At 69.0% G+C, this 16,880-nt stretch carries 11 protein-coding genes and 1 pseudogene; 10 read left to right on the top strand and 2 right to left on the bottom strand.

The window, feature by feature from the left end; translation table 11 throughout:
- The 4 genes and pseudogenes from VET29_RS35595 to VET29_RS35580 all read left to right on the top strand — a co-directional run.
- Nucleotides 1-127 (top strand): helix-turn-helix domain-containing protein (locus VET29_RS35595; RefSeq protein WP_324929109.1); only part of this gene is annotated, 127 nt, incomplete at its 5' end.
- Between the two features lie 142 nt (nucleotides 128-269).
- Nucleotides 270-1,469, top strand: a complete 1,200-nt coding sequence (gene rocD / locus VET29_RS35590) for an ornithine--oxo-acid transaminase (RefSeq protein WP_324929107.1) — start codon at nucleotides 270-272, stop codon at nucleotides 1,467-1,469.
- A 171-nt stretch (nucleotides 1,470-1,640) separates the two neighbouring features.
- Nucleotides 1,641-3,353: a carbohydrate-binding module family 20 domain-containing protein gene (locus VET29_RS35585; RefSeq protein WP_324929106.1), complete on the top strand. Its 1,713-nt coding sequence runs from the start codon at nucleotides 1,641-1,643 to the stop codon at nucleotides 3,351-3,353.
- Between the two features lie 361 nt (nucleotides 3,354-3,714).
- A pseudogene (locus VET29_RS35580) lies at nucleotides 3,715-4,496 on the top strand (transposase family protein).
- Between the two features lie 188 nt (nucleotides 4,497-4,684).
- Here the strand turns inward: VET29_RS35580 and VET29_RS35575 are convergent.
- Together VET29_RS35575 and VET29_RS35570 are read right to left on the bottom strand one after the other, a co-directional pair.
- Nucleotides 4,685-5,728 carry a LacI family DNA-binding transcriptional regulator gene (locus VET29_RS35575; RefSeq protein ID WP_324929104.1) on the bottom strand — a complete coding sequence of 348 codons (1,044 nt, stop codon included), beginning with the start codon at nucleotides 5,726-5,728 and terminating at the stop codon, nucleotides 4,685-4,687.
- A complete protein-coding gene (locus VET29_RS35570) occupies nucleotides 5,725-7,245 on the bottom strand; it encodes a glycoside hydrolase family 13 protein (RefSeq protein WP_324929102.1) in 1,521 nt (506 codons plus the stop codon). Before VET29_RS35570 ends, VET29_RS35575 begins: the two co-directional genes overlap by 4 nt.
- Before the next feature lie 130 nt (nucleotides 7,246-7,375).
- Here VET29_RS35570 and VET29_RS35565 point away from each other — a divergent pair, with 130 nt between their 5' ends.
- The 6 genes from VET29_RS35565 (at nucleotide 7,376) to VET29_RS35540 (ending at nucleotide 16,877) form a co-directional block, all read left to right on the top strand.
- Nucleotides 7,376-8,380, top strand: a complete 1,005-nt coding sequence (locus tag VET29_RS35565) for a LacI family DNA-binding transcriptional regulator (RefSeq protein ID WP_324929100.1) — start codon at nucleotides 7,376-7,378, stop codon at nucleotides 8,378-8,380.
- A gap of 79 nt (nucleotides 8,381-8,459) precedes the next feature.
- Nucleotides 8,460-9,752, top strand: a complete 1,293-nt coding sequence (locus tag VET29_RS35560; protein ID WP_324929098.1) for an ABC transporter substrate-binding protein — start codon at nucleotides 8,460-8,462, stop codon at nucleotides 9,750-9,752.
- A 46-nt stretch (nucleotides 9,753-9,798) separates the two neighbouring features.
- Nucleotides 9,799-10,758 (top strand): sugar ABC transporter permease, encoded by a 960-nt coding sequence (locus tag VET29_RS35555; protein ID WP_324929096.1) that lies wholly within the window; start codon nucleotides 9,799-9,801, stop codon nucleotides 10,756-10,758.
- Nucleotides 10,759-10,816: 58 nt separating this feature from the next.
- Complete coding sequence (locus VET29_RS35550; RefSeq protein ID WP_324929094.1) at nucleotides 10,817-11,635, top strand: carbohydrate ABC transporter permease; 819 nt, start codon at nucleotides 10,817-10,819, stop codon at nucleotides 11,633-11,635.
- Nucleotides 11,632-13,887: an alpha-xylosidase gene (gene yicI, locus VET29_RS35545; protein ID WP_324929092.1), complete on the top strand. Its 2,256-nt coding sequence runs from the start codon at nucleotides 11,632-11,634 to the stop codon at nucleotides 13,885-13,887. The genes VET29_RS35550 and yicI overlap by 4 nt, the downstream gene beginning before the upstream one ends.
- Before the next feature lie 26 nt (nucleotides 13,888-13,913).
- Entirely contained in the window at nucleotides 13,914-16,877 is a 2,964-nt protein-coding gene (locus VET29_RS35540) for a glycoside hydrolase family 3 C-terminal domain-containing protein (protein WP_324929090.1), read from the top strand.
- Nucleotides 16,878-16,880: the final 3 nt, after the last annotated feature.

Here is a 16,880-nt window from a genome sequence, read left to right as displayed (position 1 = left end):
CACGAGACACCCGGTCGACCGCATCGCGGGTGAGGTCGGCTTCGGTTCGCCGACGGCGTTCCGCGAGCGGTTCAAACGGGTCGTGGGCACCAGCCCGCACGCCTACCGTGCGACGTTCCAGGGCTGACCCGGCGGTCGTGAGCCGTCCCGCCGGCCGGGACTCGCAACGAACGACCGGTCCTGTCGGCGATCGCGCAATGATTCGGCGTTCGACGCAATGGTCTGCGGATGAAACCGCCGGTCATCGGGCTTAACCTGTTCACATGTCGATGACTGCCGCAGACTTCATCGCGCTCGACGAACAGTGGAGCACGCACAACTACCACCCGCTACCCGTGGTGATCGCGGAGGCGGACGGCGCGTGGGTCACCGATGTCGAGGGGAAGCGCTACCTGGACTTCCTCGCCGGCTACTCGGCGCTGAACTTCGGCCACCGGAACCCCTCGCTGGTGGCCGCGGCGGTCGCGCAGCTGGGGCGGGTGACGCTGACCAGCCGCGCGTTCCACCACGACCAGCTCGGCCTGTTCTGCCAGGAGCTGGCGGAGCTGACCGGCACCGAGATGGTGCTGCCGATGAACTCCGGCGCCGAGGCGGTCGAGTCGGCGCTGAAGGTCGCGCGCAAGTGGGCCTACCAGGTCAAGGGCGTCCCGGACGGCACCGCGGAGATCATCGTGGCCGGGTCGAACTTCCACGGCCGCACCACCACGATCATCTCGTTCTCGACCGACGACGACGCGCGGGCGGACTTCGGCCCGTACACCCCGGGCTTCCGGGTGGTGAAGTTCGGCGACGCGGGGGCGCTGGCCGACGCGATCACGCCGCGCACGGCCGCCGTGCTGATCGAGCCGGTGCAGGGTGAGGCCGGGGTGCTGACACCGCCGGCCGGCTACCTGCGGGACGTGCGGCAGCTGTGCACGGACAACGACGTGCTACTGATCGCGGACGAGATCCAGGCCGGGCTCGGGCGGACGGGCACGCTGTTCGCCTGCGAGCACGAGGGCGTCGTCGCCGACCTGTACACGCTGGGCAAGGCGCTGGGCGGCGGGATCATGCCGGTGTCGGCGGTGGTCGGCCGGCGGGACGTGCTCGGGGTGCTGCGCCCCGGCGAGCACGGCTCCACGTTCGGTGGCAACCCGTTGGCGTGCGCGGTCGGCCGCGCCGTGCTCCGGCTGCTGCGCGACGGTGACTACCTGTCGCGGTCGGCTTCGCTCGGTGCTCACCTGCACTCACGACTGGGTGAGCTGGTCGGGCACGGGGTCGCGGAGGTGCGCGGGCGTGGGCTGTGGGCCGGCGTCGAGATCGCGCCCGGTGGCCGGACCGCGCGGGAGGCGAGCGAGGAGCTGATGCGCCGGGGCGTGCTGTGCAAGGAGACGCACGACACGACGCTGCGGGTCGCGCCGCCGCTGATGATCTCGCGGGAGGACCTGGACCTGGGCATCGACACGATCGCCGCGGTGCTGTTCAGCTGAAAGGCCTTGCGGCTCCTTACGCAAGACGGGCGCCTGCGTCGACGATCTGGACATCCGCGCCGGGCGCTGGCCGAGGTCTCGCGTGAACGCGCTGGTTTACAGCCGCATCCTCACGAGCTAGCCTGCAAGAAGTTGCAGAAACTTACGCAAGGCTCAACGAGGAGAACCAGCATGAGGCGACTGCTCCTGCCCGCGCTCGTCCTGTCGGTCGCGGCGTCCCTCTGCACCGGTGGTCTCGGCACGCACACCGCGAGCGCGGACACCGGAGTCCCCAACGGCGACGTGATCGCCAACCTGTGGTCCTGGAACTGGCACTCGGTCGCCGCCGAGTGCGTCAACCAGCTCGACCCGGCCGGGTACGGCGCGGTCTGGGTCGCCCCGCCCGCCGAGTCGCTCAAGCAGCCGAGCGGCGTGTGGTGGGACATCTACCAGCCCTACAGCTACAAGCTGAACTCCCGGTTCGGCACGCAGTCCGACTTCGTGGCGATGATCAACGCGTGCCACGGCGTCGGCATCAGGGTCTACACGGACGCGGTCGTCAACCACACGGCCGCGCAGACCGGCACCGGCTACGACGGCACGGTGCTCACCGACAAGTACGACCCGGTGATGTACGACCGCGGCGAGTACAACGTGGACGTCTGCGACCACGACATCGCGAACTGGGGCGATGTGTGGGAGGTGCAGAACTGCGAGCTGGTCGACCTGCCGGACCTCAAGACCAGCCTGGAAAGCGTCCGCGGCAAGCTCGCCGGCTACCTGAACTCGCAGGTCGCGCTGGGAGTCGACGGTTTCCGCGTCGACGCGGCGAAGCACATCCCGGCGGCGGACCTGTCGAACATCGTGGGGCGCCTGCGGAACACGACGTCCGGCGCGCGGCCGTACGTGTTCCTGGAGATCGCCGGCGGTCAGCCGCCCGCGCCCTCGGACTACCACAGCACGGGTGATGTGCTGGACTTCGGCTACGGTGACAAGCTGAAGTCGGCCTTCCAGGGTGACATCTCGTCGCTGTCCTCGTTCTCGCAGGGCTTGTTGCCCGCGGCGAACGCGGTTTCCTTCGTCACGAACCACGACACCGAGCGCAGCGGCCAGCACCTGTCTTACAAGGACGGCGCGACGGCCGTGCTGGCGAACGTGTTCCAGCTGGCGTACAAGGACACGACACCGACCGTGTACGCGGGTTTCCAGTACGGCAACAACGACCAGGCGCCACCGAACTCCAACGGTTTCGTCACGGACACGAACTGCGGCAGCGGTTGGTACTGCCTCGACCGGGACACGTCCGTGCGCGGCATGGTGGCGTTCCACAACGCGGTCGGCAGCGCGGCGGTCGCGAACTGGCAGTCGCCGTCGTCGAACGTGATCGGCTTCGGTCGCGGCTCGGCGGGTTTCGTCGCGATCAACAACAGCGGCGGGGCGTACACCGGCTCGTTCACCGTCGGGATGGCGGACGGCACGTACTGCAACGTGATCACCGCCTGCGCCAACGGGGTCACGGTGTCGGGCGGCCGCGCGACGCTGACGGTCCCGGCGAAGTCGGCGGTCGCGTTCCACAGCGGCGGCACACAGACCCCACCGACCACGATCTCGGCGACGTACACCGTGCAGGCGGAGACGGTGTGGGGGCAGAACGTCTACGTCGTGGGTAACGTGCCGGCACTCGGCAACTGGGACCCGGCAGCGGCGGTCCCGCTCACGACGGGGACCGGGACGTACCCGAGGTGGACGGGCAGCGGCACCCTGCCGCCGAACACCGACATCGAGTACAAGTTCGTCATCAGACAGGACGGTCAGCCGGTGCTCTGGGAAACCGGCGCGAACCGTACCCTCCGCACCCCGTCCACCGGCGCGGTGACCGTGGACGGGGGCACGTTCCGGCGCTGACCGGAACCCGTGGGGGCGGCCGAGCCACTTCCTCGGCCGCCCCACGGTCACATCTTCACCCGGCACACGAGTGTCCCTTTCGCTCGCACTCACCGGGTGAAAGCTATCCACACCCCCCGCTGACCAGCGGTTTTGTCGGTCCCAGCCGGTACAATGGGACCGGGGCAGGCCCCCTGGGTCGGGTGGGGGACTGAGTGTTTTTCATTCTGGTCTGGATGTGTTGGCGGTTAAGGGGTTGTAGGTCAGGGTTGCTGGACAGGCCAGGTGGTCGTTGGTGTGTCGGTGCTGGGAACGTAGTGAAGCCCTTGGTAGGACAGCGATCGACCAAGATCCATGTCCACACGACACCAGGGGGCTTCGGATGCTGTTCTACCGTGCGGTGTTGCCGTTGTCACGTCAGACACTGACCTTCGTGTCCGGGCTGGTTCGCACCCATCGCCGGAAGGTCGGCTCGCCATGGCGGGCGTTCAACCCCGGGGCCCCAGGCCCTGTTGGTGCTGGTGCACCTGCGTAAGGGCGAGCTGTTTGTCGAGGTCGGGGCCGGGTTCGGGGTCTCGACCACGACGTGCTGGCGGTATGTCAACGAGACCGTGGAGCTGCTCGCCGTGCGGGCGCCGAAGCTGCGGGCCGTACTGCGCAAGGCGAAGCGGGAGGGGATGGCCTGTGTGATCATCGACGGCACGGTGATCCCGATCGACCGGATCGCCCTCGACCGGCCGTTCTATTCGGGCGAGCACAAAATGCCATGGAGTGAACCTGCAGGTGATCGCGTCCCCGGACGGGACGATCCTGTGGGTGTCAGGTGAGTTACCGGGCAGCACCCATGACACGGCGGCCGCCCGTATTTGGCAGATCTTGGCCGCGCTTGAACAGGCCGGGTTGATCGCGTGGGGTGACAAGGGCTACCACGGCTATGACCAGGACCGGGAACGGGTGATCACCCCGTACGAAGGCAAGAACAAACCCGAGTCGCTGAAGGACGCCAACCGTGTCCATGCCCGGCTCCGCGGCCCGGGTGAACGCGCCAACGCCCAGCTCAACTACTGGCGCATCCCGCACAAGGTCCGAGTCAGCCCCCGCCGCGTCGGCCGACTCACCAAAGCCATCCACGTACTACAGAACTACGAGGTCACCGCCGGATGAAAAACACTCACTGCCCACGCAACCACCTGCGTTCGCGTTGATCAAGAAATGAGGCGGAGTCGCCGCCGCTGGCCCTCAGGTTCCGTGCCGTGCAAGGCCGAGAACGCTCCCATGCCCTGAAGCCCCTTCAAGGCCACCGAACGCGGCCGCCGCCTTCGAGACATCGCCCGAGCGGAACACCTCGTTGGTCAGGAAAGCTTGCGGGAGCGGCCTCGAGATGCGGTGCGGGCGGCGGTCGAGCCGCGGACGACCAACTCCGGTAGGAACACGAACTCCGCGTGTGGTGCCGGGGTGCCGCCGATCTCCTCGAGCAGGGCGTTCACCGCGGCCTGGCCCATTGCCTCGACCGGTTGGCGGAGCGTGGTGAGCGGTGGGTCCGCGAACACGATCAGTGGCGAGTCGTCGAACCCGACCACCGAGATGTCCGCCGGTACGGCCAGGCCGCGGTGGCGCGCCGCGCGCACGGCCCCGAACGCCATCAGGTCGCTCGCGCACACGATGGCCGTGCATTCCTTGTCCAGCAACGCCGTCGCCGCCGCCTGCCCACCCTCCACGGTGAACAGTGAGTGCTGCACCAGCTCCTCCGCCTGTTCCGCCGTGTACGGCAGCGCGGTCCGCATCTGCTGGACGAAGCCCTCCACCTTCCGCAGCACGGGCACGAACCGCCGCGGGCCGACCGCAAGGCCTATTCGTTCGTGGCCCAGCTCCACCAGATGCGACACGGCCAGGCGCATCGCGGCTCGGTCGTCCGTCGACACGAACGGGGCCGACACCTTCTCCGTGTAGCCGTTGATCATCACGAACGGGACGCCGCGGCCGGACAGTTTCACGTACCTGTCCATGTCGGCCGTCGAGTCAGCGTGCAGGCCCGACACGAAGATGATGCCGGTGACGCCCCGCTCCACCAGCAGCTCCGTCAGCTGGTCCTCCGTGGACCCACCGGGAGTCTGCGTGCACAGCACCGGCGTGTACCCGCGTGAGGTCAGGACCTGCTCGATCACCTGTGCCAGCGCGGGAAAGATCGGGTTCGACAGCTCGGGCGTGATCAACCCCACCAGTCCGGCACTGCGTTCCCGCAGTCTCGGCGGTCGCTCGTAGCCCAGCACGTCCATGGCCGCCACCACGGCCTGCCGCGTCGCCGCCGACACGCCCGCCTTGCCGTTCAGCACGCGACTCACCGTCGCCTCGCTGACCCCTGCCTGCGCGGCGATGTCACTCAGCCGGGCGTTCACGCCCACCACAACGCGGTGTCCGGCGGCAACAGGACCTCCCCACCCTCCAGGCCGTAGTACGACGACGCCATCAGCATCCGCCTGGAGCCGGCCAGCCGCACCACCGACGCGCCGAAGTTCACCACGCAGTGGAAGTCGCCGCGGCGGAAGCCGAGTACGTCCGGGGGTTGGTCCAGCCACTCGAAGTCGCCGAAGGGCAGGGTCCGCCGCAGTCGCAACACCGCGCGGTACAGCGAGAGCATCGAATCCGGGGACGCGCGCTGCTCGGCGACGGACAGCTTCGCCCAGTCCTCCGGCTGCGGCAGCCAACCGGTGCCCTCGCTGAATCCCAGTGACGGACCCGTGCTGGTCCACGGGATCGGCACCCGGCAGCCGTCACGGCCGCGGACCGTGTGGCCCGACCGCTCCCACGTCGGGTCCCGCAGCACCTCCTCGGGCAGATCGAGCACCTCCGGCAGGCCCAGTTCCTCACCCTGGTAGACGTACGCGGAACCGGGCAGCGCCAGCATCAGCATCGCCGCCGCCCGCGCCCGGCGCCGGCCGGTCTCGCCGCCGCCGTACCGCGTCACGTGCCGGTGCACGTCGTGGTTCGACAGCACCCACGTCGGTGGGGCTTCGCTCGCGGCCAGCGTCTCGTCGATGACGGTGCGGAACGACTCGGCCTGCCAGCTCGCCTTCAGGAAGTGGAAGTTGAACGCCTGGTGCAGCTCGTCCGGGCGGACGTACAGCGCGGTCCGCTCCGCGTTGGGCGCCCACGCCTCCGCGACACCCATCCGGTCGCCCGGGTACTCGTCGAGCACCTGGCGCCATGCCCGGTAGATGTCATGCACGCCGTCCTGGTCGAAGTACGGCAGCGGCTCCGCGCCCAGCAGCTCGCTCTGGGCGGGGTGGCCGACGTCCGGCAGGCCGGGCGCCTTCACCATGCCGTGCGCGACGTCCACGCGGAAACCGTCGACGCCCAGGTCCAGCCAGAACCGCAGGATGTCGAGGAACTCGGCGTGGACCTCGGGGTTGTCCCAGTTCAGGTCGGGCTGGTGCGGGTCGAACAGGTGCAGGTACCAGCTCCCGTCCGGCACCCGGGTCCACGCCGGGCCGCCGAAGAGCGACTCCCAGTCGTTGGGGGCGAACTCCCCTCCTTCTCCCCTGCCGGGGCGGAAGATGTACCGGTCACGGAGTCCCGCCCGGAACCACTCGTGCCGGTCGCTGGAGTGGTTGGGCACGATGTCGACGATCACGCGCAAGCCGAGCTCGTGCGCGTCGCTGATCAGGCTGGCCGCGTCGTTGAGCGTGCCGAACAGCGGGTCCACGTCGCGGTAGTCGGCCACGTCGTAGCCGCCGTCGGCCATCGGCGAGGTGTAGAACGGGGTGAGCCAGACGGCGTCCACGCCGAGGTCGGCCAGGTACGGCAGCCTGGACCGCGCGCCGGGCAGGTCACCGATCCCGTCGCCGTCGCCGTCCGCGAAGCTGCGCACGTACACCTGGTAGACGACGGCGTCACGCCACCACTCACGATTCATACCCGTATTGAAAGACCTTGCGTCGACTTTCAGCAAGCGAAGGCCATTGCCTTCCCGCTGTCGGCCTCCTACCCTTCATCGTCGAAGCGATTCGACGGCGCCGGACAGGCGCCGGGACAGGACGGGCGACGTGGCCAAGATCGAGGACGTGGCACGGCACGCGGGGGTCGCCCCGAGCACCGTGTCCTATGTCCTCAGTGGCAAGCGGTCCATCACCCAGGAGACCCGGGAGCGGGTTCTCGCCAGCATCAGGGCGCTCGGCTACCAACCGCATGCGGGCGCCCGCGCACTCGCGAGCAACCGCAGCAACGTCGTCGCCCTGGTGGTGCCGCTGCGCACCGGCATCCACGTGCCGGTGATCATGCAGTTCGCGACCTCGGTCGTCCTCACCGCCCGCGAGCACGACCACGACGTCCTCCTGCTCACCCAGAACGAGGGCGAGGCCGGACTGCGCCGGGTCGCGGGCACCTCGCTGGTCGACGCCATGATCGTCATGGACGTCGAGCTGCACGACCCGCGCATACCCGTACTGAAGGAGCTCGACCGGCCCGCCGTGCTGATCGGGTTCCCGGCAGAGACCGACGGCCTGACCTGCATCGACCTGGACTTCACCGCGGCCGGCGCGGCGTGTGTGGACCACCTGGCCGGGCTCGGTCACCGCAGGGTCGCGCTCGTGGGCTCCCCGCCCGAGGTCTACGAGCGGGAGACCGGCTTCGCGACCCGGACCACCGCCGGGTTCACCGAGGCCGCGGCCCGGCACGGGGTCGAGGTCAGCGTGCACCCCTGCGAGGCGACCCCGGCCGGCGCCAGGAAGGTCGCCGCGGAGCTGCTCTCCGACCATCCTGACCTGTCCGCGGTCGTCGTCCACAACGAACCGGTCGTCGCGCCGCTGCTGTCCGCCTTCCGCGAGGCGGGCCGGTCGGTGCCCGACGACCTGTCCGTGATGGCGATCTGCCCGGACGAGCTGGCCGAGCACACCATGCCCGCGCTGACCTCCGTGGCCATCCCCGCCGAGGAGGTCGGCCGCCAGGCCGTCGGCCTGCTCATGGCCAAGCTCGAGGGCCGGCAGGTGCCGGCCGCCACCCTGCTTTCCCCGCGGCTCACCGCGCGAGCCAGTACGAGCAGCCCGAAGTAGCCACCCGACCACCCGACGCACTCAGACAGCGCCATCGTCGAAGCGATTCGACAACCTCTCCAGGACCGGAGGAACAACGATGTTCAAGTCAGGAAAGGCCTTACTCGCGGTGTTCGCGGTAGCCGCGACCGCGATCACCGGGTGTGGCAGCGACTCGGGTGCGGGCAACCCCAACGAGCTGCGGCTGTGGCACTACGAAGGCCCGGACAGCGCGATGGGCAAGGCGTGGGACGAGGCGATCAAGGAGTTCGAGCAGGCCCATCCCGGCGTCAAGGTGAAGTTCGAGGAGAAGGGCTTCGAGCAGATCCAGAAGAGCGCGCAGATGGTGCTCAACTCCGACGAGGCGCCGGACATCATGGAGTACAACAAGGGCAACGCGACCGCTGGCCTGCTGTCCAAGCAGGGGCTGCTGACCGACATCTCCTCGGAGGTCACCAAGCGCGGCTGGGACAAGCTGCTCAGCCCGAGCCTGCAGACCACGTGCAAGTACGACGAGCGCGGCGTCATGGGTGGCGACAAGTGGTTCGGCGTGCCGAACTACGCCGAGTACACGATGGTCTACTACAACAAGAACCTGTTCGACCAGCACGGCGTCGCGATCCCGAAGACGTTCGCCGAGCTGGTGTCCGCGATGGACAAGTTCAAGGCCGCCGGTGTGACGCCGCTGGCGATGGGCGGCAAGGAGTACCCGGCGCAGCAGCTGCTCTACCAGCTCGCGCTGTCCAGGGCGGACAACGAGTGGGTGCAGAACCTCCAGCAGTACAAGGGAAAGGTCGACTTCCACGACGCCGCGTGGACCTACGGCGCGACGACCTTCGCCGACTGGGTGCGGAAGGGCTACATCGCGAAGGACTCCGCCGGGATCGACGCCGAGGGGATGGGTCTCGCGTTCATGAAGGGCCAGTTCCCGATGATGGTGTCCGGCAGCTGGTGGTACGGCCGCGTGCAGTCGACGGTGAAGGACTTCGAGTGGGGCTCGTTCCTGTTCCCCGGCAGTGACCTGGCGCTCGGGTCGAGCGGCAACCTCTGGGTCGTGCCGGAGAAGTCGAAGAACAAGGACCTGGCCTACGACTTCATCGACATCACGATGAAGAAGGCGAACCAGACCCTGCTCGGCAACTCGGGCGGGATCCCGGTCGCGGCCGACCCCTCGGCGATCACCGACCCAAAGAGCAAGGAGCTGATCGAGAACTACCAGACGCTCGTGGACCGCGACGGGCTCGCGTACTACCCGGACTGGCCCGCGCCCGGATACTACGACGTGCTGGTGTCCGCGACGCAGAAGCTGATCAACGGCACCGCGTCCCCCGGCCAGATGCTCGACGAGATCGCCGGCCCGTACGACGACAACCTCGCGAACATAGGCGGCTGACGTTGTTCTCGACCCGGTACCGGCGAACCGGCGGAGGTGACGCGCCTTGACACTGCACCAGGACGCGCCGGCGCCGCCGGCGGCCACCGCGGCACCTTCCCGGCCGCCGAGGCCGGCCGGGAAGGCGAACGAGCCGACCCGCGGGTACCTACCCTACCTCGTCCCCGGGGTCGTGCTGTTCGTCGCGGTGATCGCGGTGCCGCTCGTCATGAACATCGGCATCAGCTTCACGAAGTGGCAGGGGGTCGGGGATCCGGAATGGGTTGGCTGGCAGCAGTACCAGAAGCTGTTCAGCGACGGGACCTTCTGGCTCTCGTTCCGCAACAACCTCGCCCTGATCGTGGCCATGGCGGTCATCCCGACGATCCTCGGGCTGATCCTCGCCTCCGCGTTGTTCGACGTCGTGTCCAAGCACCACCCACGCACGACCACCACGTTGCGGGCCGCGTTCTACCTGCCGCAGGTCCTGCCCGCGGTCGTGGCCGGCATCGTGTGGGGCTGGATCCTGCATCCCGAGTACGGTGCCGCGAACGCCTTCCTGCGGCTGGTCGGCCTCGACTCCTGGGCGCAGAACTGGCTCGGCGACGAGAAGACGGCGCTGCTCAGTGTCATGGCCGTGCTCGTCTGGATCCAGATCGGCTACCCGCTGGTGATCTTCATGGCGGGCCTGCAGCGCGTGGACCCGCAGCTGTACGAGGCCGCCGCGCTCGACGGCGCCTCGTGGTGGCGGCGGCTGTGGTCGGTGACCGTGCCGCAGATCCGGCAGGAGATCTTCGTCGTGCTGCTCACCTGCACGATCGCGGGACTGAAGTCCTTCGACAAGATCTTCGTGCTCACCAGGGGCGGGCCGGGCGGGGCGACGCTCACCCCCTCGTACTTCTCGTTCCAGAACTTCTTCGAGAAGGCCAACGTCGGCTACGGCGCCGCCATCGCGACCATCCTCGCCGCGATCATCGTGACGCTCTCCTTCCTGTTCCTCCGCGCGCAGAACAAGGAGGACCGATGAGCGGAGCTTGCGGAGCCCGCGGAGCGTTCCTGCGCCGCGGCACGGGCGAGGGGGTGTCATGAGGCTGGGCCAACGTCTCGTCACCGGTGTGCTGGTCGTGCTCGCGGCCGTGACCGTCTTCCCGTTCCTGCTCGTGCTGATGAACGCGGTCAAGTCGCCGCAGGACTACACCGCCAGGGGACCGCTCGGCCTGCCCGGCGGCATCTACCTCAAGGGCATCACGGACTTCTGGCTGCGCGTCGACTTCGGCGAGAAGCTGTTCAACAGCACGGTGATAGCCGGTTCGGTGGCGGCGCTCGCCGTGCTGGTGTCGATCCTCATGGCCTACGCGCTCGGCATCGGCCGGGTCAAGGGGCGCGTGTGGATCATCGCGATCTTCCTGCTGGCCAACCTGATGCCACAGGAGACACTCGTCTATCCCCTGTACTACCTGGCGAAGGAGGCCGGCCTCTACGACACGAAGCTCGCGGTGATCATCATCTTCACCGCGATCCAGAGCGCGTTCGGCGTGTACCTGCTGTCCTCGGTGCTCTCCACGTTCCCCCGGGAGATCGTCGAGGCGGCGCGGATCGACGGCGCGAACCGGTGGCAGGTGCTGTGGCGGGTGGTCGTGCCGCTGTCCTGGCCGACGCTGTCGGTGCTGCTGGTGTTCTTCTTCATCTGGACGTGGAACGAGTTCTTCATCCCGATGATCATGCTGGTATCCAACGACAACCAGACGGTCCCGGTCGCGCTCGGCGTGCTCCAGGGCCAGCGACTCATGGACGTCACCGCGCAGAGCGCGTCCGCGCTGCTCGGCATCGCGCCGGCGGTGGTGTTCTTCCTTATCTTCCAACGGACACTGACGCGGGGTATCGCGGTGGGAGCGGTCAAATGAAGTTCACCGACGGGCACTGGATGATGCGCGCGGGCATCACCCCGACCTATGCCGTCGAGGTGCTCGACGTGGCGACGACGGCCGAGGGCATGCGTGTCCTCGCGCCGACGTATCCGGTGCGCAGCCGGCGCGACCTGCAGAGCGGGGCGGTGCTGACGATCGACGTCACCGCGCCGCTGCCGGACGTGATCGGCGTGCGGGTCACCCACCACGCAGGCACCGCCACGAGGTCGCCGCGGTTCGAGCTGTTCACGGCCGGCAGCACGGAGTTCACGGTGGACGAGGAGTCCGCGACGCTCACCTCGGGCGCGCTGTCCGTGCGGTTCACGGGGCAGCCGTGGCAGGTCGACTTCCTCGCCGGCGGCCGGACGCTGACGAGCGGCAGTGCCAAGGACACCGCGTTCATGTCCACTTCGGACGGTGGGCACCACCTCGTCCAGCGTCTCGGCCTGAACGTCGGGGACGCCGTGTACGGCATGGGCGAGCGCTTCGGCCCGCTCGTGAAGAACGGCCAGGCCGTCGACATCTGGATGGCCGACGGCGGCACGTGCACCGAGCAGGCGTACAAGAACGTGCCGTTCTTCCTGACCAACGCCGGCTACGGCGTGTTCGTGAACCACCCGGGGCTGGTGTCGTTCGAGGCCGGGTCCGAGGACGTGTCGAAGGTGCAGTTCAGCATCGAGGCGCAGTCCATGCAGTACTTCGTGATCTACGGCCCGACGCCGAAGGAGATCCTCGCGAAGTACACGGCGCTGACCGGCCGTCCCGCGCTGCCGCCTGCGTGGTCGTTCGGGCTGTGGCTGTCGACGTCGTTCAACACCGACTACGACGAGGCGACCGTGACCTCGTTCATCGAGGGCATGGCCGAACGGGACCTGCCGCTCTCGGTCTTCCACTTCGACTGCTTCTGGATGCGGGAGCTGTCGTGGTGCGACTTCGAGTGGGACCCGAAGGTCTTCCCGGACCCGCCCGGCATGCTGGCCCGGCTGAAGGCACGCGGGCTGCGCGTGTGCGTGTGGATCAACCCCTACATCGGACAGCGCTCGTCGCTGTTCGAGGAGGGCAAGGCACTCGGGTACTTCCTCAAGCGCCCAAACGGCGATGTGTGGCAGTGGGACCTGTGGCAGCCGGGACTGGCCATCGTGGACTTCACCAACCCGGAGGCCCGCGAGTGGTACGCGTCCAAACTGGACGCGTTGCTGGACATGGGTGTCGACTGCTTCAAGTCGGACTTCGCAGAGCGGATTCCCACCGACGCCGTGTACTACGACGGCGCGGATCCGGCCGAGATGCACAACTACTACACCTACCTCTACAACAGGACCGTGTTCGACCTGCTGCGCAAGCGGCGCGGCGAGGGTGACGCCGTGGTGTTCGCCCGGTCGGCGACCGTTGGCGGGCAACAGTTCCCGGTGCACTGGGGTGGGGACAACCTGTCCACTCCGCAGTCCATGGCGGAGACGCTGCGGGGCGGGCTGTCGCTGACGATGTCGGGCTTCGGGTTCTGGAGCCACGACATCGGCGGCTTCGAGGGCACGCCGGAAGCCTGGCTGTTCAAGCGCTGGATCGCGTTCGGGCTGCTGTCCTCGCACAGCCGCCTGCACGCCAACTACTCCTACCGCGTGCCGTGGGCGTTCGACGAGGAGGCCGTCGACGTCCTGCGGAAGTTCACGAAGCTCAAGGCGACGCTGATGCCGTACCTGTACCAGGCGGCACGGGTCGCCCATCTCGACGGCGTCTCGGTGATGCGGGCCATGGTCGTCGAGTTCCCCGACGACCCGGCGTGCGTGCATCTGGACCGGCAGTACATGCTCGGCCCGGACCTGTTGGTGGCGCCCGTGTTCACCGAGGGCGGCGACGTCTCCTACTACGTGCCGGCCGGCGAGTGGACGCACTACCTGACCGGTGAGACGGTCACCGGACCCCGCTGGGTGCGGGAGGAGCACGGCTTCGGCAGCGTCCCGCTGCTCGTGCGGCCCGGCGCGGTGCTGCCGGTCGGCGCCGTCGACGACCGGCCCGACTACGACTACGCCGACGGCATCACCCTGCGCGTGTACGACCTGGCCGACGGCGCGACCGTCACGACCGAGCTCCCCACCACCGCGGGCACCGTCGCCTGCACCTTCACCACCACCCGGCGCGGCGGCGAGGTGCACGTCTCGTCCGACAACGCGCCCGCCAGCTGGCGGGTCCAGCTCGCCGGGTCGGAACCCGTCGCGGCAGAGGGTTCCTCGCTGACCGTCCAAATCTGACTCAACCGCAGCCCACTGGAGTGCTCATGAGTATCAGAAGACGAACGTTCCTGGCCGTCGCGGGTGTGCTGACCGCCGCCTTCGCCGCCCCGGTCGAAGCGGCGGCGGCGGTGGCCGGCGCCCCGTTCCGCGACCCCCGGCTCCCGCTCGCCGCCCGCGTCGACGACCTGCTCGGCCGCCTGACCCTGCCCGAGAAGGTCTCCCTGTTACACCAGTACCAACCGGCCATCCCGCGTCTCGGGATGGCGCTGTTCAAGACCGGAACCGAGGCACTGCACGGCATCGCGTGGTCCACCGACATCACGTCGACGCCCGATCCCGGCGCGGTGCGGACCGCCGTGGCGACGGTGTTCCCGCAGGCGGTCGGGCTCGGCTCGACCTGGGACCCTGAGCTGATCAGGCGGGTCGGTTCGGTGGTGGGCGACGAGATCCGCGGCTACCACTCGGACAACCCGGTGGTGTGGGGCCTCAACGCGTGGGCGCCGGTGGTGAACCTGCTGCGCGACCCGCGCTGGGGCCGCAACGAGGAGGGCTACTCGGAGGACCCGTACCTGACCGGGGTGATCTCCACGGCCTACGCGGGCGGCATGAGCGGCGGCGACCCGCGCCACCTGAAGACCGCGCCGACGCTGAAGCACTACCTGGCCAACAACAACGAGGTCCGGCGCGACCGGACGTCGTCGAACCTGCGGCCGCGGGTGCGCCACGAGTACGACGAGGCCGCGTTCCGGCCGGCCATCGCGGCCGACGCGGCGACGGGCGTGATGGCGTCGTACAACCTGGCCAACGGCCGGCCGATGACGGTCAGCCCGGACCTCGACGACGTGGTGCGGACGTGGACCGACCAGGTGCTGCTGAACGTCACGGACGCGGGCGCCCCGAACAACCTGCCGGTGACCGGCTCCCAGGCCTACCACGGCACGCTCGCCGAGGCGGACGCCGCCGCGCTCAGGGCCGGCATCGACAGCTTCACGACCGACAACACCAACGCCGGCCCCACTACCGACGCAGTGAACACCGCGCTGGCACAGGGCCTGCTCGCCGAGTCCGATGTGGACGAAGCGGTCCGGCACATCCTCACCATCCGGTTCCGGCTCGGCGAGTTCGACCCGAACGGCGGCCCGTACGGCGGCATCACGATGGCCGTCGTGAACAGCCCGGCGCACCAGCGCCTCGCCCGCGAGACGGCCGGCAAGGCGGTGGTACTGCTGAAGAACGCGGGCACACTGCCGCTGGCCCCGTCGACGAGGAAGGTCGCGGTGGTGGGGCCGCTCACCGACACGCTCTACACCGACTGGTACTCCGGCAGACCGCCGTACACGGTGACCCCGCGGGCGGGCATCGCCGAGCGAGGTGTCACGGTCACCGGCGACGAGGCCGTCGACCGAATCGCGTTGCGGGAGGCGAGAAGCGGCCGGTACGTCACCGCCGGGTCCGGTGCGGACGGCGCGCCGCTGACGGCGACCGCCGTCTCGGCCGGTGCCGCGGAGCGGTTCGACGTCTTCGACTGGGGCCAGGGCGTGCTGACGCTGCGCAGTGTGGCCAACGGCAAGTACGTCGAGCGGGCCGACTTCGGCGCGACCGCCTCGTTCGTGAACCGGGCGCCGCAGCCGCGCGACTGGTTCGTGCAGCAGCAGTTCACGTTCGAGGACGCCGGGAACGGCGCCATCGTGATCAAGTACGTCGGCTTCGAGACGCCCAACGACTGGGAGGGCCCGAACAACTACGTGACCGTGACCGCGGATGGTGGGCTGGTCCTCGGCTCCCCGGACGCGGCCGGCGCGACCAGGTTCACGAAGGAGACCCTCGCCCGCGGCGTCGACAGCGCGGTGGCGGCGGCGAAGGGCGCCGACGTGGCGGTGGTCGTGGTGGGCAGCATGCCGTTCATCAACGGCCGCGAGGACCACGACCGGACCACCATGGCACTGGCGGAAGGCCAGTCGGCGCTGGTCAGGGCGGTGTACGCGGCGAACCGGAACACCGTCGTGGTGGTGGAGAACAGCTACCCGACGACGCTCACCTGGGAGCAGGACAACATTCCGGCGATCGTGTGGACCACGCATGCCGGGCAGGAGACCGGGCATGCCATCGCGGACGTGCTGTTCGGCGACGTCAACCCGGCCGGCCGGGTCACGCAGACGTGGTACCGCTCGGAAGCGGACCTGCCGAGCATCCTCGAGTACGACATCATCAAGACCCGCCGGACCTACCAGTACTTCGACGGCAGGCCGCTCTACCCGTTCGGGCACGGCCTTTCCTACAGCGAGTTCCGCTACGGATCCCTCAGGGTGAGCCAGCAGCACGGCACGGTCGAGGTGCGGGTGCCGGTCACCAACACCTCCCGCAGGGCGGGTGACGAGGTGGTGCAGCTGTACACGCACCAGCGGACCTCACGCGACCCGCGGCCGAACCTGACGCTGCGCGCGTTCGACCGGGTGCACCTGCGTGCGGGCGAGACGAAGACGGTCACGCTGCGGGTTCCGGTCGGGGACCTGGCGCACTGGGACGTCACCCGCGGTAGGTGGGTGGTCGAGAGCAGCACGTACGACGTGCTGGTCGGCGCGTCTGCCGGGGACATCCGGCAGCGGTCGTCGGTTTCGGTCAGGGGCGAGACGATCCCGCCGCGCGACCTCTCGCGGACCACGCGTGCCATCGACTTCGACGACTACGCGGGCGTCGACCTGGTGGACACGTCGAAGGCCCGTGGCGAGGCCGTCGGCGCGTCCACCGGCGACTGGGTCTCCTTCCGGAACTCCTTGCTGCACAACGCGACGACGTTCACCGCCCGGGTGGCCGGCGGCGCCGGCACGGTCGAGGTCCGGCTGGCCGGTCCGACCGGTTTCCTGGCCGGCACGGCGAGCTTCGCCGGCACCGCGGACAAGTACACCTATGCCAGCGTCTCCGCCTCGCTCCGCGGGGCCACCGGCACGCACGACGTGTACCTCGTGTTCACGGGTGACCTGCGCATCGACACGTTCACGGTGAGGTGACCG

Source organism: Actinophytocola sp. (assembly GCF_035634895.1).
Taxonomy (GTDB): domain Bacteria; phylum Actinomycetota; class Actinomycetes; order Mycobacteriales; family Pseudonocardiaceae; genus Actinophytocola.
This window is presented reverse-complemented; position numbering and strand designations above follow the sequence as displayed.

Excerpts from the sequence above, each read along its gene's own strand:
- VET29_RS35560 (WP_324929098.1), top strand. The coding sequence starts at position 8,460 with ATGTTCAAGTCAGGAAAGGCCTTACTCGCGGTGTTCGCGGTAGCCGCG.
- VET29_RS35570 (WP_324929102.1), bottom strand. The coding sequence starts at position 7,245 with ATGAATCGTGAGTGGTGGCGTGACGCCGTCGTCTACCAGGTGTACGTG.
- VET29_RS35550 (WP_324929094.1), top strand. The coding sequence starts at position 10,817 with ATGAGGCTGGGCCAACGTCTCGTCACCGGTGTGCTGGTCGTGCTCGCG.
- VET29_RS35585 (WP_324929106.1), top strand. The coding sequence starts at position 1,641 with ATGAGGCGACTGCTCCTGCCCGCGCTCGTCCTGTCGGTCGCGGCGTCC.
- rocD (WP_324929107.1), top strand. The coding sequence starts at position 270 with ATGACTGCCGCAGACTTCATCGCGCTCGACGAACAGTGGAGCACGCAC.
- VET29_RS35540 (WP_324929090.1), top strand. The coding sequence starts at position 13,914 with ATGAGTATCAGAAGACGAACGTTCCTGGCCGTCGCGGGTGTGCTGACC.
- yicI (WP_324929092.1), top strand. The coding sequence starts at position 11,632 with ATGAAGTTCACCGACGGGCACTGGATGATGCGCGCGGGCATCACCCCG.